The organism is Paraburkholderia sp. BL9I2N2, from assembly GCF_004339745.1.
Taxonomy (GTDB): domain Bacteria; phylum Pseudomonadota; class Gammaproteobacteria; order Burkholderiales; family Burkholderiaceae; genus Paraburkholderia.
The window spans coordinates 2,295,950-2,314,688 of the sequence record NZ_SMGP01000001.1 but is presented as its reverse complement, the minus strand read 5'-3'; the positions used below and the strand labels follow the sequence as shown (position 1 = coordinate 2,314,688).

The 18,739-nt window shown below is 64.0% G+C and carries 16 protein-coding genes; 14 read left to right on the top strand and 2 right to left on the bottom strand.

Features of this window, described 5'->3' with window-relative positions; all coding sequences use genetic code 11:
- The first annotated feature begins 70 nt into the window (after positions 1-70).
- The 4 genes from B0G74_RS10715 to B0G74_RS10700 all read left to right on the top strand — a co-directional run bounded on the left by B0G74_RS10715 (position 71) and on the right by B0G74_RS10700 (position 4,232).
- Positions 71-1,312 (top strand): CaiB/BaiF CoA-transferase family protein, encoded by a 1,242-nt coding sequence (locus tag B0G74_RS10715; RefSeq protein ID WP_132374774.1) that lies wholly within the window; start codon positions 71-73, stop codon positions 1,310-1,312.
- Positions 1,313-1,386: 74 nt separating this feature from the next.
- Positions 1,387-2,424: an ABC transporter substrate-binding protein gene (locus B0G74_RS10710; RefSeq protein WP_132374773.1), complete on the top strand. Its 1,038-nt coding sequence runs from the start codon at positions 1,387-1,389 to the stop codon at positions 2,422-2,424.
- Positions 2,425-2,536: 112 nt separating this feature from the next.
- Positions 2,537-3,349 (top strand): ABC transporter ATP-binding protein, encoded by an 813-nt coding sequence (locus B0G74_RS10705; protein ID WP_132374772.1) that lies wholly within the window; start codon positions 2,537-2,539, stop codon positions 3,347-3,349.
- 58 nt (positions 3,350-3,407) lie between these two features.
- Positions 3,408-4,232 carry an ABC transporter permease gene (locus B0G74_RS10700; protein WP_132374771.1) on the top strand — a complete coding sequence of 275 codons (825 nt, stop codon included), beginning with the start codon at positions 3,408-3,410 and terminating at the stop codon, positions 4,230-4,232.
- Positions 4,233-4,345: 113 nt separating this feature from the next.
- Here B0G74_RS10700 and B0G74_RS10695 read toward each other — a convergent pair whose 3' ends face one another.
- The gene (locus B0G74_RS10695) at positions 4,346-5,320 is read right to left on the bottom strand and encodes an NADPH:quinone oxidoreductase family protein (RefSeq protein ID WP_132374770.1); all 975 of its coding nucleotides are present in this window, start codon (positions 5,318-5,320) and stop codon (positions 4,346-4,348) included.
- Between the two features lie 224 nt (positions 5,321-5,544).
- On the opposite strand from B0G74_RS10695, the gene surE reads away from it, so the two are divergent.
- The 6 genes from surE to rlmD all read left to right on the top strand — a co-directional run bounded on the left by surE (position 5,545) and on the right by rlmD (position 11,754).
- Positions 5,545-6,303, top strand: a complete 759-nt coding sequence (gene surE, locus B0G74_RS10690) for a 5'/3'-nucleotidase SurE (RefSeq protein ID WP_132374769.1) — start codon at positions 5,545-5,547, stop codon at positions 6,301-6,303.
- Positions 6,300-7,367 carry a protein-L-isoaspartate(D-aspartate) O-methyltransferase gene (locus tag B0G74_RS10685; RefSeq protein ID WP_132374768.1) on the top strand — a complete coding sequence of 356 codons (1,068 nt, stop codon included), beginning with the start codon at positions 6,300-6,302 and terminating at the stop codon, positions 7,365-7,367. The genes surE and B0G74_RS10685 overlap by 4 nt, the downstream gene beginning before the upstream one ends.
- A gap of 5 nt (positions 7,368-7,372) precedes the next feature.
- Positions 7,373-8,320, top strand: coding sequence for a peptidoglycan DD-metalloendopeptidase family protein (locus tag B0G74_RS10680; RefSeq protein WP_132374767.1), 948 nt, complete (start codon positions 7,373-7,375; stop codon positions 8,318-8,320).
- Positions 8,321-8,336: 16 nt separating this feature from the next.
- Positions 8,337-9,419 carry an RNA polymerase sigma factor RpoS gene (gene rpoS, locus B0G74_RS10675; RefSeq protein ID WP_132374766.1) on the top strand — a complete coding sequence of 361 codons (1,083 nt, stop codon included), beginning with the start codon at positions 8,337-8,339 and terminating at the stop codon, positions 9,417-9,419.
- A 4-nt stretch (positions 9,420-9,423) separates the two neighbouring features.
- Positions 9,424-10,200 carry a 3'-5' exonuclease gene (locus B0G74_RS10670; protein WP_132374765.1) on the top strand — a complete coding sequence of 259 codons (777 nt, stop codon included), beginning with the start codon at positions 9,424-9,426 and terminating at the stop codon, positions 10,198-10,200.
- A gap of 135 nt (positions 10,201-10,335) precedes the next feature.
- The gene (gene rlmD, locus B0G74_RS10665; RefSeq protein WP_132374764.1) at positions 10,336-11,754 is read left to right on the top strand and encodes a 23S rRNA (uracil(1939)-C(5))-methyltransferase RlmD; all 1,419 of its coding nucleotides are present in this window, start codon (positions 10,336-10,338) and stop codon (positions 11,752-11,754) included.
- Between the two features lie 94 nt (positions 11,755-11,848).
- Here rlmD and B0G74_RS10660 read toward each other — a convergent pair whose 3' ends face one another.
- Positions 11,849-12,709, bottom strand: a complete 861-nt coding sequence (locus B0G74_RS10660) for an outer membrane protein assembly factor BamD (protein WP_132374763.1) — start codon at positions 12,707-12,709, stop codon at positions 11,849-11,851.
- Between the two features lie 38 nt (positions 12,710-12,747).
- Here B0G74_RS10660 and B0G74_RS10655 point away from each other — a divergent pair, with 38 nt between their 5' ends.
- From B0G74_RS10655 to B0G74_RS10640, 4 genes are all read left to right on the top strand, one after another.
- Positions 12,748-14,025 carry an RluA family pseudouridine synthase gene (locus tag B0G74_RS10655; protein WP_132374762.1) on the top strand — a complete coding sequence of 426 codons (1,278 nt, stop codon included), beginning with the start codon at positions 12,748-12,750 and terminating at the stop codon, positions 14,023-14,025.
- A complete protein-coding gene (gene pgeF, locus B0G74_RS10650) occupies positions 14,022-14,879 on the top strand; it encodes a peptidoglycan editing factor PgeF (RefSeq protein ID WP_132374761.1) in 858 nt (285 codons plus the stop codon). The genes B0G74_RS10655 and pgeF overlap by 4 nt, the downstream gene beginning before the upstream one ends.
- 639 nt (positions 14,880-15,518) lie before the next feature.
- Positions 15,519-17,348, top strand: coding sequence for a class I poly(R)-hydroxyalkanoic acid synthase (gene phaC / locus B0G74_RS10645; RefSeq protein WP_132376911.1), 1,830 nt, complete (start codon positions 15,519-15,521; stop codon positions 17,346-17,348).
- A 136-nt stretch (positions 17,349-17,484) separates the two neighbouring features.
- Positions 17,485-18,666 carry an acetyl-CoA C-acetyltransferase gene (locus tag B0G74_RS10640; protein WP_132374760.1) on the top strand — a complete coding sequence of 394 codons (1,182 nt, stop codon included), beginning with the start codon at positions 17,485-17,487 and terminating at the stop codon, positions 18,664-18,666.
- The last annotated feature ends 73 nt before the right edge of the window (positions 18,667-18,739 follow it).

The window sequence follows — 18,739 nt, the reverse complement described above, 5'->3', positions numbered from 1 at the left end:
GGATCGGAACGGCTTTGCATGGGGCAGGAGTAGGCGCTAAAGCGCCAACTCCTGCCGACAAAGGAGACACATGAGCGCTACCTCTGAATCAGGCGCGAGCGCCGCGCCTCAGGATAAAATCGGCCCGCTCGCCGGCGTCAAGGTGCTGGAGCTCGGCACGCTGATCGCCGGCCCGTTCGCCGCGCGCTTTCTCGGCGAGTTCGGCGCCGACGTCATCAAGATCGAAGATCCCAAGGGCGGCGACCCGCTGCGCAAGTGGCGCAAGCTCTATCCGGAAGTCGGCGGCACGTCGCTCTGGTGGGCCGTGCAGGCGCGCAACAAGAAATCCGTCACGATCAATCTGAAGGCCGAAGAGGGCAAGGAGATCGTGCGGCGCCTCGCGAAGGAAGCGGATATCGTCGTCGAAAATTTCCGGCCGGGTTTGCTGGAAAAACTCGGGCTCGGCTATGACGTGCTCTCTGCGGACAACCCCGGCCTCGTGATGGTGCGCCTGTCCGGCTACGGCCAGACCGGTCCGTATCGCGACCGGCCCGGTTTTGGCGCGATTGCCGAATCGATGGGCGGCCTGCGTCATATCACCGGCTATCCGGATTTGCCGCCGCCGCGCATCGGCATTTCGATCGGTGATTCGATCGCCGCGCTGCACGGCGTGATCGGCGCGCTGATGGCGCTGCATCACAAGCAGGTGAACGGCGGCAAGGGGCAGGTCGTCGACGTCGCGCTGTACGAGGCCGTCTTCAACATGATGGAAAGCGTGGTGCCCGAGTACGGCGTCTACGGCATGGTGCGCGAGCGCACCGGCGCGTCGCTGCCGGGGATCGTGCCGTCCAATACGTATCCGTGCCGCGACGGCAGCATCGTGATCGGCGGCAATAGCGATCCGATCTTCAAGCGCCTGATGATCGCCATTGAGCGCGAGGATCTCGCGAACGATCCGGCGCTCGCGCACAACGACGGCCGCGTGCCCCGCACCCAGGAAATCGACGGCGCGATCGCCGCGTGGCTCGCCACGCGCACCATCGACGAAGCCCTCGCGGTGCTGAATGCCGCCGACGTGCCGGTGGGCCGCATCTACAGCGTGGCGGACATGTTCACCGATCCGCAGTTCATGGCGCGTCAGATGATCCAGCGTTTCAAGTGGCAGGACGGTCAGGAAATCACGCTGCCGTCGGTTACGCCGAAGCTCTCCGCCACGCCGGGCGAGACGCGCTGGCTGGGCCCGGAACTGGGTGAACATACCGATGAAGTCCTGCAATCGCTAGGTTATGATGCAGACCACATTGCAAGGTTGCACGCGCAACAGATCGTTTGAGCAGCACACGCGGCGCCCACGAGCGCCGTGCTAAAAGATAAAACCGGACAACAAAAGTTTGGAGACTCGAGACCATGCAACGGAGAAGTTTTCTCGCCGGCACCGCCGCACTCGCGGGCGCTACGCTCGCCGCCACGCCACTCGCCTTCGCGCAGGGCAAACCTGAAACCACCAAGGTGGCGATCGCCGTCGGCGGCAAGAACCTGTTCTACTACTTGCCGCTCACCATCGCCGAGCGTCGCAACTACTTCAAGGACGAAGGGCTAGAGGTCGAAATTTCCGACTTCGCCGGCGGCTCGCAAGCGTTGAAGGCGGCGGTCGGCGGCAGCGCGGATGTGGTGTCCGGCGCGTTCGAGCATACCTTGCTGCTGCAGGCGCAAAAGCAGATGTTCCGCGAATTCGTCCTGCAGGGACGCGCGCCGCAGATCGTGCTCGCGGTGTCGAAGAAGACCATGCCGAACTACAAGTCGATCGCCGATCTGAAGGGCAAGAAAATCGGCGTGACCGCGCCGGGTTCGTCGACCTCGATCATGGCGAGCTTCGTGCTGGCAAAAGCCGGGCTGAGCGCGAAAGACGTCGCGTTTATCGGCGTGGGCGCGGGCGCCGGCGCGATCGCCGCGTTGCAGTCGGGGCAGATCGACGCGATCGCCAATCTCGACCCGGTCATGACCAAGCTCGAGCGCACCGGCGAGATTCGCGTGGTGTCGGACACGCGTACGCTTGCCGACACGCGCAGCGTCTTCGGTGGCGATATGCCGGCGGGCTGCCTGTACGCATCGCAAAGCTTTATCACGAAGAATCCGAATACCACTCAGGCGCTGACCAACGCGATGGTGCGCGCGCTCAAGTGGCTGCAAACGGCGACCGGCAGCGAACTGATCAACACGGTGCCGGAAGGCTACCTGCTCGGCGACCGCGCGGTGTATCTGGACGCATGGCAGCACGTGAAGGAAGCGATGTCGCCCGATGGCCTGATGCCGGCGGACGGCCCCGCGACGTCGCTGAAGACCTTGCAGGCATTCGACCCGAACGTGCAGGGCAAGCCGATCGATCTGTCGAAGACGTGGACCAACGACTTCGTCAAGAAAGCGCTGACTACCGTCAAGGCTTAAGTTGAACGCGTGGACAGGGAGGCCGTGACGCGCGGCGTTTTCGCCCGGCCGCGGCCCCGCATGCCATGACGCGATCACCAACCCAATCCGATCTTTCGAAGCGAGCTGAACGATGACCGTTGCCGCACTGGCGCTCGACAACATCACCTGCACGTTCGCTGCGCGCGACAACCGCGCACAGCGCTACACAGCGGTGAAGGACACTACCTTGCGCATCGCACCGGGCGAGTTCGTCTCAGTGGTCGGCCCGACCGGCTGCGGTAAGTCCACGCTGCTCAATGTCGGCGCGGGTCTGCTGGGGCCGTCGTCGGGCACGGTCAGCGTGTTCGGCGAGCCGCTCAAGGGCATCAACCGGCGCGCCGGCTATATGTTCCAGGCCGACGCGTTGATGCCGTGGCGCTCGGCCATCGACAACGTCATGGCTGGTCTCGCGTTCCACGGCGTGCCGCCCGTCGAAGCCCGCGTCAAAGCCGACGAGTGGTTAAAGCGCGTCGGGCTCGGCGGCTTTGGCGATCGCTATCCGCATCAACTGTCGGGCGGCATGCGCAAGCGCGTCGCGATGGCGCAGACGCTGATTCTCGATCCGGACATCATTCTGATGGACGAGCCGTTTTCGGCGCTCGATATCCAGACGCGTCAGTTGATGGAAAACGAGTTGCTCGACTTGTGGGCCGCCAAACGCAAAGCGGTGTTGTTCATCACGCACGATCTCGACGAAGCGATCGCCATGTCGGACCGCGTGGTGGTGCTCTCGGCCGGGCCGGGCACGCATCCGATCGGCGAGTTCACGATCGATTTGCCGCGTCCGCGCGACGTTGCTGAAATCCGTTCGCATCCGCGTTTCGTCGAGTTGCATGCGCAGATCTGGAGCGTGTTGCGCGACGAAGTGCTCAAGGGTTATCAGCAGCAACTCACTGCCGTTTAAACGCGTCACGTTTTTGCGTCACGTATTGGCCACTCAATCGTCCAAGGCAAACCGAGTCATGTGGAAGACGTTGCGCCCGAACCGGGCGAATCTGGTGATCTGGCAATGGCTGCTGCTCGTGCTGTGCTTCGTGCTCTGGTACGTGCTGACCAGCCCGACGCTACTGCCGGCGTTCTATTTCGACGACCCCAACAAAGCCGCGTTCTTCTTCGGCGAGCCGCAGAAAGTGCTGCAGCGGATCTGGGAATGGTTCACGGGCGGCGAGATCTATCTGCACCTATGGATCACGCTGGTCGAAACCGTGCTCGCGTTCACGCTCGGCACGGCGCTCGGGCTCGGCGTCGGCTTGTGGCTCGCACTCTCGCCGCTCGCGAGCGCGCTGTTCGATCCGTACATCAAAGCCGCTAACTCGATGCCGCGCGTGATTCTCGCGCCGATCTTCGGCGTGTGGTTCGGGCTAGGCATCTGGTCGAAGGTGGCGCTTGGCGTCACGCTGGTGTTCTTTATCGTGTTCTTCAACGTCTATCAGGGCGTGAAGGAAGTCAGTCCGGTCGTGCTCGCCAACGCGCGCATGCTCGGCGCGAACGGCAAGCATTTGCTGCGCTTCGTCTATTTGCCGAGCGCGATGAGCTGGGTGTTTTCCAGCTTGCATACGTCGGTGGGACTGGCGTTCGTCGGCTCGGTGGTGGGGGAGTATCTCGGCTCGGCGCGTGGCGTCGGCTATCTGATTTTGCAGGCCGAAGGCACCTTCGATATCAATACCGTGTTTGCGGGGATTCTGGTGCTAACCGCGTTCGCGCTGATTCTGGATGCGATCGTCGGCATCGGCGAGCGGCGCTTGATGAAGTGGCAGCCGAAGACGGGCGATACGGAAAAGCTGTAGGTCGGCGCGGCGCGGGGTTGTAAAGCGCGAAGCTCAATAAAAAACGACGCGCCGGTGGAAAACCGCGCGTCGTTTCTTTTGGCGCCGAGCAGAATGAATCGATCGCGCCAGGACTAAGGCGTCACCACCACCTTCCCGATCACACGACGCTCGGCCATGTCCCGCAACGCGCGCCCGGTGTCCTCGAGCGAATAGCGCGCCGACACGTACGGCTTGAGCTTGCCTTCACCGATCCACCGCGTCATCTGTTGAAACGCCGCGTGATTGTGCTGCGGTTCGCGCTTCGCAAAGTCGCCCCAAAACACGCCGACCAGACTCGCGCCTTTGAGCAGCGTCAGGTTGAGCGGCAGCTTCGGAATCTCGCCGTTGGCGAAGCCCACCACCAGATAACGCCCGCGCCAGCCGATGCTGCGAAACGCCGGCTCCGCATACACGCCGCCGACGGGATCGTAGATCACATCCGGGCCTTTGCCGTCGGTGAGCGCCTTGATGCGCTCGCGCAGGTCTTCGGTGCTGTAGTTGATGGTGGCGTCCGCGCCGTGCTTGACGCAGGTCGCGAGTTTCTCGTCGCTCGACGCCGCCGCGATCACGCGCGCGCCGAGCGCTTTGCCGATTTCGACGGCCGCTAGTCCGACGCCGCCGGCCGCACCGAGCACGAGCATCGTCTCGCCCGCTTGCAAGGCGCCGCGATCGACCACGGCGTGATGCGACGTGCCGTACGCCAGCGTGAACGCTGCCGCCAGCTCGAAGTCGACATCGTCCGCCAACGGTACGCAGGCCGCGGCAGGCGCGAGCGCCTGCTCCGCGAAACCACCGTGGCCGGTGAAGGCGACCACGCGCGAGCCGGGCTTGAATTGCGTGACGCCGGCGCCAACCGCGCGCACCACGCCCGCGACTTCCGAGCCGGGCGTAAAGGGCAGAGGCGGTTTGAACTGGTATTTGTTCTCGATGATCAGCACGTCGGGAAAGTTGACGGCCGCGGCTTTGACGTCGATCACGACTTGGCCTGGCGGCGGCTCGAGGTCCGGCAGGTTTTCGACGACCAGGCTCTCCGGCGGCCCGTATTGTTTACAGCGAATCGCGCGCATCGTGTCTCCATATCGATCAGGGGTTCGCAAGTATTCTGAGTGTAAAACAATCAGCACGACCGTGCGTTTTTATTGCTTCGCACGCGATCGGCAAATGCTCGATGCATGTCCGGCCGCGGACTCGCGCCAGCCTTTCACGATCCCGACGCGTGCGTGTTGCATACGTCGTGCGCACGGCCTGCCGTGTCGTTCGCGCGTCTTCTTTCCTCGGTTACAATCGCCGCATGCGAATCCTACTCAGTAACGACGACGGTTATCTGGCGCCCGGCCTTGCCGCGCTTTACGAAGCGCTCAAGCCGATCGCTGACGTCACCGTGATGGCACCCGAACAGAATTGCAGCGGCGCGTCGAATTCCCTGACGCTGTCGCGGCCGCTCTCGGTACTGCGCTCGGCCAATGGTTTCTATTACGTGAACGGCACGCCCACCGACTCGGTGCACATCGCGCTGACGGGCATGCTCGACCATACGCCGGACCTCGTGGTCTCGGGCATCAACAACGGTCAGAACATGGGCGAAGACACGCTCTATTCGGGCACCGTCGCGGCCGCCACCGAGGGCATCATGTTCGGTGTGCCGGCCATCGCCTTCTCGCTGGTCGACAAGGACTGGGTGCATCTCGACGACGCCGTGCGCGTCGCCGCTGAAATCGTCGCGCACTATCTCGAGCAGCCGTTGCCCGGGCATCCGCTTCTGAACGTCAACATTCCCAATCTGCCGTACGAGCAACTCGGCGACTGGCAGATCACGCGTCTCGGCAAGCGGCATCCGTCGCAGCCGGTGATCCGCCAGACCAACCCGCGCGGCGAACCGATCTACTGGATCGGCCCGGCGGGCAGCGCGCGCGACGCGAGCGAAGGCACCGACTTTCACGCCATCGCCAACGGCCATGTGTCGATCACGCCGCTGCAACTCGACCTGACCCACACGCAAATGCTGCCCGCGGCGCGCGACTGGGCACGCGCAGGCAGCGGCGCTTCATGAGCAGCGAGCGCGCCAAGCGCTTTCCGCTCGGCCTCGAGGACCTGGTGCGCGAACCACGCAGGCCCGAAGGACGCCCAGGCGAAATCCGCGCGGCGGCGCTGGCCGCGAGCGCGGCACTGAACGCGCGTCAGCAACCCGCGAAGAACGCGCCGCTCGGTTCCACGGGTAAGTCCCAATCCAAGCAAGCGAGGGCGCAGACCGCGGTGCAGATAAAGCCGCAAGCCAAGCCCTCGGCGGTGACGCCGCCGAAGCCGCTGGCCGCGCCTTCCGCCAAAGCACCGGTCAAGGCGCCGCCTAAACCTGTCGTGCAGAGTTCGACCGCGCGTGCCGTGTCATCGTCGGCACCCACGCCGGCCAGGCCCGCTGCCCGATCCAACGAGCGCAGCGCCGCGCCGAATGTCGCTTTGAACGGCGCGATGGCACTGACGTCGGAACGGGTTCGCGAACGGATGGTCGAACGCCTGCGTGCGAACGGCGTGACCGATCAGCGCGTGTTGAACGCGATGTCGGTGGTGCCGCGCCACATGTTCGTCGACCCGGGTCTCGCGGTTCAGGCCTACGAAGATGCGGCCTTGCCGATCGGCCATCACCAGACGATCTCCAAGCCGTCGGTAGTCGCGCGGATGATCGAACTGGCCGCCGCCGGCCGCGCGCTGAACAACGTGCTCGAAATCGGCACCGGCTGCGGCTATCAGGCGGCCGTGCTGAGCCAGGTCGCGCGCGAGGTTTACTCGATCGAGCGCATCAAGCCGTTGTCCGAACGCGCGAAGACGAACTTACGTCCGCTGCGCATTCCGAACATCCGCTTGCACTATGGCGATGGGCGGTTGGGATTGCCGTCGGCGGCGCCGTTCGACGCGATCGTGATCGCCGCGGCGGGGCTCGACGTACCGCAAGCATTACTTGAACAACTCGCGATCGGCGGCCGTCTGGTCGCGCCGGTCGGCTCGCAGGACGGCCAGAACCAGGTGCTGACTCTGGTCGAGCGCCTCGGACCCGCGCAGTGGCGCGAGTCGCGGCTTGATCGCGTTTTCTTTGTACCCTTAAAATCCGGAGTGATTTGACACCGATGAGTATGTTGCGCGCGATGCAAAGAACCAGACTGAATGTCCCCATGACCGTAACCCAGCGTAGCGTGTGCGTGCTCGCCTTGTCCCTGTTGATGACGGCCTGTGCATCCCGGCTCGATCAGGCGCCGGTCGTCGACCGCTCCGGCGGCGGCGTGCTCACCACGCAAGGCGCGCAGCCAGCCGTGCCGCTTGGACCGCCGCCGCCGGGCTACTATCGCGTGAAGCCGGGCGACACGCTATACCGGATCGCGTTGGAGAACGGCCAGAACTACCGCGACATTTCGGCGTGGAACAATCTGACCAACCCGAATCAGATCGAAGTCGATCAGTTGCTGCGCGTCGTGCCGCCGGGAGCGAACACCGCGGCGCTGACGCCGGGCGTGTCGACTGCGCCGATCGGCAGCGGTGGTGCGGTGCAAAGCGCACCGCTCGGCAGCACGCCGCCGTCGGCGACGGGTGGGACTGCTGGCGCCGCCGGCGTCGCTGCACCGCCGCTCTATGGATCCGCCACGAACAACGCGTCGCTGACGCCGCCGGCCAGCCCGGGTGCGGCCAGCGACTCGAACGCCGGCGCGTCCGGCAACGTCGCCTTCGCATGGCCGGTACGCGGACCGCTGCTCGGCACGTTCAACGATTCGACCAACAAGGGCGTGAATATCGGCGGCGCTGCGGGCGATCCGGTGAAGGCGTCGGCGGACGGTCGCGTCGTTTATGCAGGAAATGGGCTGCGTGGTTACGGCAATCTCATTATCATCAAGCATGATGCAACTTATCTCACGGCGTATGCACATAACCGCGCTTTGATGGTAAAAGAGGGAGACGCGGTAACGAAGGGGCAGAAGATCGCCGAGATGGGCAATAGCGATTCCGACCGTGTGATGTTGCATTTCGAAGTTCGCCGGCAGGGTAAACCTGTCGACCCACTGAAGTATTTGCCGCCGCAATAAGCGATACGATACGACCATGCCGAAATCGAAGCGCCGCCCACCGCAAGCCGAGTCTGAGACGATCAGCCACGCTATGTCCGCTTCGGTCGAAGAAAGCGGCGCTTCGGAAGTGGAAGAAGAGATCGCCGAGGAGCGCGATCTCGACGAACGCCAGGGCGGCGTGGATGAAGCCGGCGAGACCCGTGAAGGCGCGGCTGAAGCCGCGCCGGATGCGGACGATTTCCGCGCGCTGCTGCAAGCCGAGCTGACGGCCGACACGATTCAGCACTACCTGAACCGTATCAGCGTCAAGCCGCTCCTGACCGTCGAGGAAGAGCAGAAATATTCGCGTCTTGCCAAGGCGGGCGAGTTCGAAGCGCGGCAGGTCATGATCGAGCGCAATCTGCGGCTCGTCGTCAGTATCGCCAAGGGTTATCTGAATCGCGGCGTGCCGCTGCTCGATCTGATCGAGGAAGGCAATCTCGGCCTGATGCACGCCATCGAAAAATTCGATCCGACGCGCGGTTTCCGGTTTTCTACTTACGCCACGTGGTGGATCCGCCAGAGTATCGAGCGCGCCATCATGAACCAGGCGCGCACCGTCCGTTTGCCGGTGCACGTGATTCGTGAGCTCAACCAGGTGCTGCGCGCCAAGCGCCATCTGGAAAAAAATTCGATGAATTCCGGCGAGGCCGCCGAGCGCCGCGACGCCAGCATCGACGACATCGCCTATCTGACCGGCAAGACCACCGACGAGGTCACCGACATCCTCGCGCTGAACGAGCACACCGCATCGCTCGACGCGCCGCTCGATCTCGATCCGGCGAGCAGCCTGCTCGATCTGCTGTCGGACGACCAGAGCCAGTCGCCGGATGCCGAAGTGCAGCACCGCGAACTGGAAACGCTTACACGCGCGTGGCTCGCTCGCCTGTCGGACAAGCATCGTCATGTGATCGAGCGCCGCTTCGGCCTGAATCACATCGAACCCGCCACGCTCGAAGAGCTGGCCGACGAAATGGGCCTCACGCGCGAGCGTGTGCGCCAGATCCAACAGGAAGCGCTCGTGCGGTTGAAGCGCTTCTTCGCCTCCAATGGTGTTCGGAAGGACGCCGTTCTATAACCTGATGACACCGATTCTTGTATTCGACATCGAGACGATTCCCGATGTCGCCGGCATTCGCCGCCTCGAAGATTTGCCTGCCACCTTGAGCGACGCCGAAGTCGCCGAGCATGCGTTCGCCGCGCGCCGCGAAAAAACCGGTAACGATTTCCTGCCGCACCATCTGCAACGGATCGCGGCGATTTCCTGCGTGTTCCGCGACAACAACGGTTTCCGCGTACGCTCGCTCGGCACGCTGGAAGACGGCGAAGCGGCGCTGGTGCAGTCGTTCTATCGCGTAATCGAGAAGTACACGCCGCAACTCGTGTCGTGGAACGGCGGCGGCTTCGATCTGCCGGTGTTGAACTACCGGGCGCTCGTCAACGGTATTCCCGCCTACAAGTTCTGGGATCTCGGCGAGGACGACCGCGAGTTCAAGTGGAACAACTACATCAGCCGCTATCACGCGCGTCATACGGATCTGATGGACGTGCTTGCCATGTACCAGGCGCGCGCCAACGCGCCGCTCGACGCGCTCGCCAAGATGTGCGGCTTCCCCGGCAAAATGGGCATGGACGGCAGCCAGGTGTGGCACGCGTACCAGCAAGGGCGCATCGAGGAAATCCGCAATTACTGCGAGACCGACGTCGTCAACACGTACTTGCTCTATTGCCGCTTCCAACTGATCCGCGGCGCGTTTTCGCCCGCGGAGTATGCTGATGAGATCAACCTGGTCAAGAACGCACTGGCGCTGGAAACGGCGCCGCAATGGGCCGAGTATCTGGCGGCATTCGATCAGTAAGGTTGTACGGGGAGGGGGCGACGCCGTCTGACTGGCCAGCGCGTGCAGCGGCCGTTGCCGCCGTGCCGAATGATGGCGAGGCGCGGCGCTTCGTCTACAATCTCGCCTTTCCCCAAGTTTGTCAGGAAGTCGCAGGTGTCCCGAACTGCCCCCCATCGCCGCGCACCGAAGCGCTACAAGACGCCCCCGCCCGCGCCGGCACACGTCGTCACCGGCAACGAGCCGGTCATCGAAATCGTTTCGCTCGATATGGAAGCGCGCGGCGTTGGCCGCACCGAGACCGACGACGGTACGCCCGGCAAGGTGATCTTTGTCGAAGGCGCGTTGCCCGGCGAGCGCGTCAGCTATTCGACGCATCGCAGCAAGCCCAAATTCGAGCAGGCCGAAGTGGTTCAGGTGTTCCGCGAAAGCGTGATGCGCACCAAGCCGAAATGCACTTACTTCGATATCTGCGGCGGCTGTTCGATGCAGCATCTCGACATCCGCGCTCAGGTGGCGGTCAAGCAGCGCGTGCTCGAAGACAACCTGCAGCATCTGGCGAAGCTGCGCCCGGAAACGGTGTTCCGGCCGATTCACGGGCCGTCCTGGGGTTATCGCTACCGTGCGCGTCTGGCAGTGCGTTTTCTGCCGGAAAAGGGCGGCATGCGGATCGGCTTCCACGAGAAGAAGAGCAGCTACATCGCCGACATGAAGACCTGCGAAGTGCTGCCGCCGCATGTGTCGGCCATGCTGATGCCGCTGCGTTTCATGGTTCGCAAGCTGTCGATCTACGATCGCATGCCGCAGCTCGAACTGGCGGTGGGCTCGTCGGTCACGGCGCTGGTGGTGCGCAATCTCGAGCCCATCACGGCCGCGGACGAGCAGGTGCTGCGCGATTTCGCCGACGAGCACAAGGTGCAGTTCTGGCTGCAGCCGGGCGGCCCGGACACGGTCATGCCGTTCTATCCGCTCGACGTGGAACTCGACTACACGCTGCCGGAATACGGCATCCGCATGCCCTTCAAGCCGACCGACTTCACCCAGGTGAATCACGCCATCAACCGCGTGCTCGTGAGCCGCGCGTTGCGGTTGCTGGCGCCGGCTCGCACGGATCGCGTGCTCGATCTGTTCTGCGGGATCGGTAACTTCACGCTGCCGCTCGCGCGGATCTCGAAGGAAGTCGTGGGCATCGAAGGCAGCGAGGTGCTGACCTCGCGCGCGCTGGACAATGCCGAGCTGAACGGCGTGGCGGGGCATACGTCGTTTGCGTGCCGCAACCTGTTCGACATCACCGCCGACGACCTGCGCGCGCTCGGCCACTTCGACAAGTTCCTCATCGATCCGCCGCGCGAAGGCGCGCTAGCCGTCGCCAAGGCGCTGGTGGAGATTGCGCAGAGCGGCAATGGGCCGCTGCCGAAGCGCATCGTCTACGTGTCGTGCGCGCCGGCGACGCTCGCCCGCGATGCCGGCCTGCTCGTGCACGAGGCGGGCTACCGGCTGGTGGGTGCGGGCGTGGTCAACATGTTCCCGCACACGTCGCATGTGGAGTCGATTGCGTTGTTCGAGCGGGATTGAGTCGCGCCGCGGCAAAGTAAGGCGCAAACAAAAACGCCACGACGGAAGTCGTGGCGTTTTCTATTGCCGGCTGATTTTCAGCGAGTCGCGTGGCTTAGAACTGCCACCACGACTTTTCCTTACCCGGCCTTGCATGCCCCGTGATGTACGGGCTGTCGGGGAAGGTGCCGGCCAGCACGCGCTTCGTGTCGTCGGCCAGTTGCGGCTGGTTCAGCTTCTCATACGACAGCATCATGATGTGCAGTGCGTCTTCGATAGCCGGTGCGTTCTTGTATTGCGTGAGCGCCAGTTGCGCGCGGTTGATCGCCGCGACATAGGCGCCACGGCGGTAGTAGTAATCCGCCGCGTGGACTTCGTGCGACGCCAGCGCGTTGACGATATAGCGCATGCGCTGCGCGGCGTCCGGCGCATACTTGCTGTTCGGATACTTGTCCACCACGACCTTGAAGGCGTCGTACGACTCGCGCAGCGACTTCGGATCGCGCTCGCTCATGTCCTGGCCGGAGAAGCGGCCGAACAGACCGAGGTCGTCGTTGAAGTGGATCATGCCCTTCAGGTAGTACGCATAAGCGATGTCCGGATGATCCGGGTGCAGCTGGATGAAGCGGTCGATAGCCTGGTCGGCGGCGGCGTTTTCGTTGTCTTTCCAGTTGCAGTACGCAACGTTGATCTGCGCCTGCTGGGCGAAGTGGCCGAACGGATCGCGACCTTCGAGCATTTCGAAGTACTTGGCGCACTTGCCGAAGTCACCACCGCTCAGGGCGTCGTTCGCCTCCGTATATAATTTGTTGTTGTTCCACGTTGCCGTCTCGTCGGTCTTTTCCGGCAGGCCGTGGCAAGCCGCGACAACCGCGACGGCTGCGGCGCACGCAATGTATCCGGCCACTTTCCGGGCCGCCTTCTTGATGGCCGCCAAATTGATCGCCGCTTTAGTGATGGTGTTCAAGGCTCGCATTTTCCAGTCTAGCTTTACGTCCAGGTGACCCAGACTCAATGACCCGCTCAAATACTCCAGGCGCCGCAACCGGCGCCGGGAATAGCAACAAAGATTATAGCGTAAGCGCTGACCCCTCCGACGCGTTGGGCGTCGATTCCCTCGACGACGATCTCGGCAGCGACGCGCTCGGCGCCGCCGTTCTGCCCAGCCACGTGCCGACCGTGGCGAGCCGCGTGGCGGACGAGACGCCGCGCAGCGTCGTGGTGCCCGACGAGATGGCCGGCGAACGTCTCGACAAGGTGCTCGCGCGGGTTTTTCCCGAGTTCTCGCGCAACCGTCTGCAGAGCTGGATCGAGGCTGAGCGCGTGCGGATCGACGGCAAGCCTGCGAAAATCCGCCAGCCCGTGCCGCTCGGCGCGACCATCGAGCTCGTGCCCGATCTGCTGCCGGAGCAGCTCGCGTTCACGCCGGAGCCGGTGCCGCTCGAAATCGTCTATGAAGACGACACCCTGGTGGTCATCAACAAGCCGGCCGGCATGGTGGTGCATCCGGCGGCCGGCAACTGGAGCGGCACCGTGCTCAACGGTCTGCTGTATCGCTATGGCGACGCGGCGGCGGGCCTGCCGCGCGCGGGCATCGTGCACCGGCTCGACAAGGAAACCTCCGGCCTGATGGTGGTGGCGCGCACGCTCGAGGCGCAGACCGACCTCGTGCGGCAGTTGCAGGCGCGCACGGTGAAGCGCCGCTATCTCGCGCTGGTGTGGGGCAACATGCCCGAAGAAGGCACGATCGACGCCCCGATCGGCCGCGATCCGCGCGAACGCACGCGCATGGCGGTGGTGACGAGCGCTTCGGGCAAGCCGGCGCGCACGCATTTCCGGCGTGTCGATTCGGCGATCTGGCAGCGTCAGCCGGTCACCGCGATTCATTGCGATCTGGAAACCGGGCGCACCCATCAGATTCGCGTCCATTGCGCGCACATCGGTCATCCGCTGCTCGGCGACCCGGTGTACGGGCGCGCCCGCGGCAAGCGTTCCGTCACGCCGCTGCCTGACGGGTTCGCGCGCCAGGCGCTGCATGCATGGCGCCTCGGCCTGATCCATCCGCAGACCGGCCGCACGATGCAATGGCGCGCCGATGTGCCGGCCGACATGGAAGCGCTGTCGGCGGCGCTCGGCCTCGGCCGCGACGACGCGGGCGAATTCGACGAGACGTACTACGAGGAAGACGACTACGATGCGTCGCTCGACGAGGACGCCGATGAAGACGTCGCACTCGAACACGACGAAGCCGACGACGAAGCCGATGAACACGACGAGGACGATCACCCATGAATGTGCCCGAGCTGAGCTTTGCCGATGTCGTGCAGCCCGCATGGAATGTCTCGCCGCGCGTGCGTGCGCTCGTCACCACGCGTGACGGCGGCGTGAGCGAAGCGCCGTTTGGCCGCTGGCAGGACGGCGTGGACTTGCCGGGTGGCCTGAATCTGGGCATGAAATCGGGCGACGATCTGGCCGCGGTCGCGGCTAACCGCGCGCGTTTGCTGAAGCTGGCCGGCGTGAGCGAGGCCGCGTGGCTCGAACAGATTCATGGCGCTGTCATTGTGCGAGCGGAAGACGTGCTCGCACAGGCGCATGCGAACGGCACGCCGACGCGCGCCGATGCCAGCGTCACGGATCGTCCCGGCACCGTGTGCGTGGCGATGGTGGCCGATTGCATGCCGGTGCTGTTCTGCGACGAAGCCGGCCGCGCGGTCGGCGCGGCGCACGCGGGGTGGCGCGGACTGGCGGCGGGCATCGTCGAACAGACGGCGCAGCGCGTCGCCGAACTTGCCGGCGTGGAGGTGGGCGCACTGCACGCTTATCTCGGTCCGTCGATCGGTCCTGATGCCTTTGAAGTCGGTGCAGACGTGCGTGACGCCTTCATGAACGGCGTCGGCGCCGCACAGCGCGATGCGACTGCGAACGCCTTCGTCGAGCATCCGCGCAATCCCGGCAAATATCTCGCCGATCTTCCGGCGCTGGCGCGTTTGCGTCTGCAACGGCTCGGCGTGACGCGCATTGTCGGTGGCGATCTCTGCACGGTCACGCAACGTGAGCGTTTCTATTCCTATCGCCGCGATCGCGAGACCGGCCGCATGGCCGCGTTGATCTGGCTGGACGATCAGGCGCAGTCGATTGCGGACTAGCTTGCGACGCGCATCGCGCGCGGCCATTTTTCTGCGGAATCCAAGGCACGTGTGCCCGCATCACGACGTCGACATGGCGAAACGTCCTGCATGCGGGCATGCTTGTCTGAGCATTGTGATGTGCCGTATGCCCCTTGCCCACGAACACACGTATGAGGGTTTGTTCGGAGAAGCACGGGCGTTTTTGCTGCGCTGCCGGAATTCCCGACGCTGGCGTAAATCTGCCGCCAAAACTGTCTGCCCGCGAACGGATAAATGCACATAAGCCCATGCAATTTGGGAGCTTTTTTCGTTCGCGTGCGTCTCGAATCACGCAGGTTCCAAAAGCGCGTTCTTCTACACAGGGAAAACGATAATTAAAAAACTATCGCACTGCGGCAAAATCGGGAACAAGCATTGACATGCCTTGCGATGGGGAGCAAGAATGTTCCTCACGGCTCCTCGTACAAGGGACAGGGCGTGACGAGGTCGCGAGCATTTGCTCACGTGCGCACGAACCTGCCTCTCAACCCGTCCGCAAGGACTTACCGGTCAAAAGCAGGTATGGCAGCTTCACATTCCTCAGCTTCCCCCAGCACGGACTCCTCGACGGAGCACACGCAGCAGGCCGGTACGAGCGGTGCAACACCGGCCGCAGGCATGCAGCAGTTTCTCGACGCCTGGATGAACGCATGGCGTTCGCTCGGCACATCGCCTGGCGGTAGCGGCATGCCTTTCGCGATGCCTCAGATGCCGCTGCAAATGCCTCAAATGAGTCTGCCGCAGGTTTTCCCTCAAATGCCTTCGTTTCCCGGCATGCCGGACTTCAGCAAACTGGCGGCGGGATCGATGCCCGGCATGCCGTCCTTCGCAGGTCTGAGCATACCGAGCGCGGCCATTCCCTCCGAGCGTCTACAGAAACTGCAGGCTGACTATTCGCGCGAGGCAATGGATCTGATCCAGCAAGCCACCACGTCCGCGACTCAGGCGCCCCAACTCAAAGACCGCCGCTTCAGCTCCGACGCATGGAGTTCGGCGCCGGCCTATGCATTCACCGCCGCGTGGTATCTGTTGAACGCGCGCTATCTGCAGGAAATGGTCGACGCGCTCGACACGGAACCCAAGGTGCGCGAGCGCATCCGTTTCGCTGTCCAGCAGTGGACCGCGGCGGCCTCGCCGAGCAACTTCTTCGCGTTGAATCCGGAAGCCCAAAAGACCTTGCTGGACAGCAAGGGCGAGAGCCTGCGCCAGGGCGTGATGAACCTCCTCGGCGACTTGCAGCGCGGCAAGATCTCGCAGACCGACGAATCGGGTTTCGTGGTCGGTGAAAATCTCGCGAACACCGAAGGCTCGGTCGTGTTCGAAAACGACCTGATGCAGGTGATCCAGTACAAGCCGCGCACGGCGACCGTGCGTGAGCGGCCGCTTCTCATCGTGCCGCCTTGCATCAACAAGTTCTACATTCTCGATCTGCAGCCGGAGAATTCGCTGGTCGCTCACGGGCTCGATTCGGGGCACCAGGTGTTCCTGATTTCGTGGCGCAATGCCGATCAATCGATCGCGCATAAAACGTGGGACGACTACATCGGCGAGGGCGTGCTCACCGCCATCGATACGGTGAGCAAGATCAGTGGGCGCGAGCAGATCAATACGCTCGGTTTCTGCGTCGGCGGCACGATGCTCGCCGCGGCGCTGGCGGTGGCCGCCGCGCGCGGCGAACATCCGGCCGCCTCCATGACGCTGCTCACCGCCATGCTCGATTTTTCGGACACGGGCGTGCTCGACGTGTTCGTCGACGAGGCGCACGTGCAGATGCGCGAGCAGACCATCGGCGGCAAGAACGGTACGCCGCCGGGCCTGATGCGCGGCATCGAGTTCGCCAACACGTTCTCGTTCCTGCGCCCGAACGATCTGGTGTGGAACTACGTCGTCGACAATTACCTCAAAGGGCGCACTCCGGTGCCGTTCGACCTGCTGTACTGGAACAGCGACTCGACCAGCCTGCCGGGCCCGATGTACGTCTGGTATCTGCGCAACACGTATCTCGAGAATCGTCTGCGCGAGCCGGGTGCGTTGACCACGTGCGGCGAGCCGATCGATCTCTCGAAGATCGATGTGCCCACCTTCATCTACGGTTCACGCGAAGACCATATCGTGCCGTGGCAAACGGCGTACGCGTCGGTGCCGCTTCTCAACGGGCCGTTGAAGTTCGTGCTCGGCGCTTCGGGTCACATCGCCGGTGTGATCAATCCGCCCGCGAAGAAAAAGCGCAATTTCTGGATGCTGGACGGCGACGTCAAGACGCTGCCGGAGAACCCGGAAGAATGGCTCGATCAGGCTACGGAAGTCCCTGGCAGCTGGTGGCCCGAATGGACCACCTGGCTCGATCAGTACGGTGGCAAGAAGGTGAAGCCGCGCGCCACGGCCGGCTCGGCTGACTTCCCGGTGATCGAACCGGCGCCGGGGCGTTATGTGCGGCAACGAGAGTAGGTTCGAGCGCGCTTCATGGCGCGGTTGTTTGCGGTGTGAATGAGCGTCTGATTGAGTTAGGGCGTGATTAAGAGCAACGAGATTTTTAACTTGACGGGCAGCGGCGCATGCGGCCGACCGCCCGGAGGATATGGAAATGACTGATGTTGTGATCGTATCGGCCGCCCGTACGGCAGTAGGCAAATTCGGTGGGTCGCTGGCGAAGATCGCCGCGCCCGAACTCGGCGCCACGGTGATTCGCGCCGTACTCGAGCGGGCTGGCTTGAAGCCCGAGCAGGTGAGCGAAGTGATCCTGGGTCAGGTGCTGACGGCAGGGTCGGGCCAGAATCCGGCGCGTCAGTCGCTGATCAAGGCGGGCTTGCCCACGGCTGTGCCCGGCATGACGATCAACGTGGTGTGCGGCTCGGGTCTGAAGGCCGTGATGCTCGCGGCCAACGCCATCATCGCGGGTGACGCGGATATCGTGGTGGCCGGCGGTCAGGAGAACATGAGCGCGGCGCCGCACGTGCTGCCGGGCTCGCGCGACGGGTTCCGCATGGGCGACGCAAAGCTGATCGACTCGATGATCGTCGACGGCCTGTGGGACGTCTACAACCAGTACCACATGGGCGTGACGGCGGAGAACGTCGCCAAGGAATACGGCATCACGCGCGAGCAGCAGGACACGTTCGCGGCGTTGTCGCAGAACAAGGCGGAAGCCGCGCAAAAGTCGGGCCGTTTCGACGACGAAATCGTGCCGGTCGAAATTCCGCAACGCAAGGGCGAGCCGCTGCGTTTCGCCACCGACGAGTTCGTGCGTCATGGCGTGACGGCCGAATCGCTGGCGGGCCTGAAGCCGGCGTTCTCGAAGGAAGGCTCGGTGACGGCGGCCAATGCGTCGGGTCTGAACGACGGTGCGGCGGCGGTGCTGGTGATGTCGGCGAAGAAGGCCGAAGCGCTCGGCCTCAAGCCGCTCGCGCGCATCAAGGCTTACGCCACCTCGGGTCTGGATCCGAAGGTGATGGGCATGGGCCCGGTGCCGGCCTCGCGCCGCTGTCTCGAACGCGCGGGCTGGACGCCGGCCGATCTGGACCTGATGGAAATCAACGAAGCGTTTGCCGCACAGGCGTGCGCCGTGAATCAGCAGATGGGCTGGGACACGTCGAAGATCAACGTGAACGGCGGCGCGATTGCAATCGGTCACCCGATCGGCGCATCCGGCTGCCGGATTCTCGTCACGCTGCTGCACGAAATGCAGAAGCGCGATGCGAAGAAGGGGCTGGCGTCGCTGTGTATCGGCGGTGGCATGGGTGTGGCGCTCGCGCTCGAGCGCGCCTGAGCAAGGGCGCGTGGCGGGCGCCGCGGGCGTCGGCCACGCGTCGAACGGAACGTTGTCGCGCGCTGTGGCGCGC

Bases quoted from the DNA above. Each gene is read 5' to 3' on its own strand.
- pgeF (WP_132374761.1), top strand. From the start codon at position 14,022: ATGAATGTGCCCGAGCTGAGCTTTGCCGATGTCGTGCAGCCCGCATGG.
- B0G74_RS10680 (WP_132374767.1), top strand. From the start codon at position 7,373: ATGAGTATGTTGCGCGCGATGCAAAGAACCAGACTGAATGTCCCCATG.
- B0G74_RS10640 (WP_132374760.1), top strand. From the start codon at position 17,485: ATGACTGATGTTGTGATCGTATCGGCCGCCCGTACGGCAGTAGGCAAA.
- surE (WP_132374769.1), top strand. From the start codon at position 5,545: ATGCGAATCCTACTCAGTAACGACGACGGTTATCTGGCGCCCGGCCTT.
- B0G74_RS10670 (WP_132374765.1), top strand. From the start codon at position 9,424: ATGACACCGATTCTTGTATTCGACATCGAGACGATTCCCGATGTCGCC.
- B0G74_RS10705 (WP_132374772.1), top strand. From the start codon at position 2,537: ATGACCGTTGCCGCACTGGCGCTCGACAACATCACCTGCACGTTCGCT.
- B0G74_RS10715 (WP_132374774.1), top strand. From the start codon at position 71: ATGAGCGCTACCTCTGAATCAGGCGCGAGCGCCGCGCCTCAGGATAAA.
- B0G74_RS10660 (WP_132374763.1), bottom strand. From the start codon at position 12,709: ATGCGAGCCTTGAACACCATCACTAAAGCGGCGATCAATTTGGCGGCC.
- B0G74_RS10685 (WP_132374768.1), top strand. From the start codon at position 6,300: ATGAGCAGCGAGCGCGCCAAGCGCTTTCCGCTCGGCCTCGAGGACCTG.
- B0G74_RS10655 (WP_132374762.1), top strand. From the start codon at position 12,748: ATGACCCGCTCAAATACTCCAGGCGCCGCAACCGGCGCCGGGAATAGC.
- rpoS (WP_132374766.1), top strand. From the start codon at position 8,337: ATGCCGAAATCGAAGCGCCGCCCACCGCAAGCCGAGTCTGAGACGATC.
- B0G74_RS10710 (WP_132374773.1), top strand. From the start codon at position 1,387: ATGCAACGGAGAAGTTTTCTCGCCGGCACCGCCGCACTCGCGGGCGCT.
- phaC (WP_132376911.1), top strand. From the start codon at position 15,519: ATGCAGCAGTTTCTCGACGCCTGGATGAACGCATGGCGTTCGCTCGGC.
- B0G74_RS10700 (WP_132374771.1), top strand. From the start codon at position 3,408: ATGTGGAAGACGTTGCGCCCGAACCGGGCGAATCTGGTGATCTGGCAA.
- B0G74_RS10695 (WP_132374770.1), bottom strand. From the start codon at position 5,320: ATGCGCGCGATTCGCTGTAAACAATACGGGCCGCCGGAGAGCCTGGTC.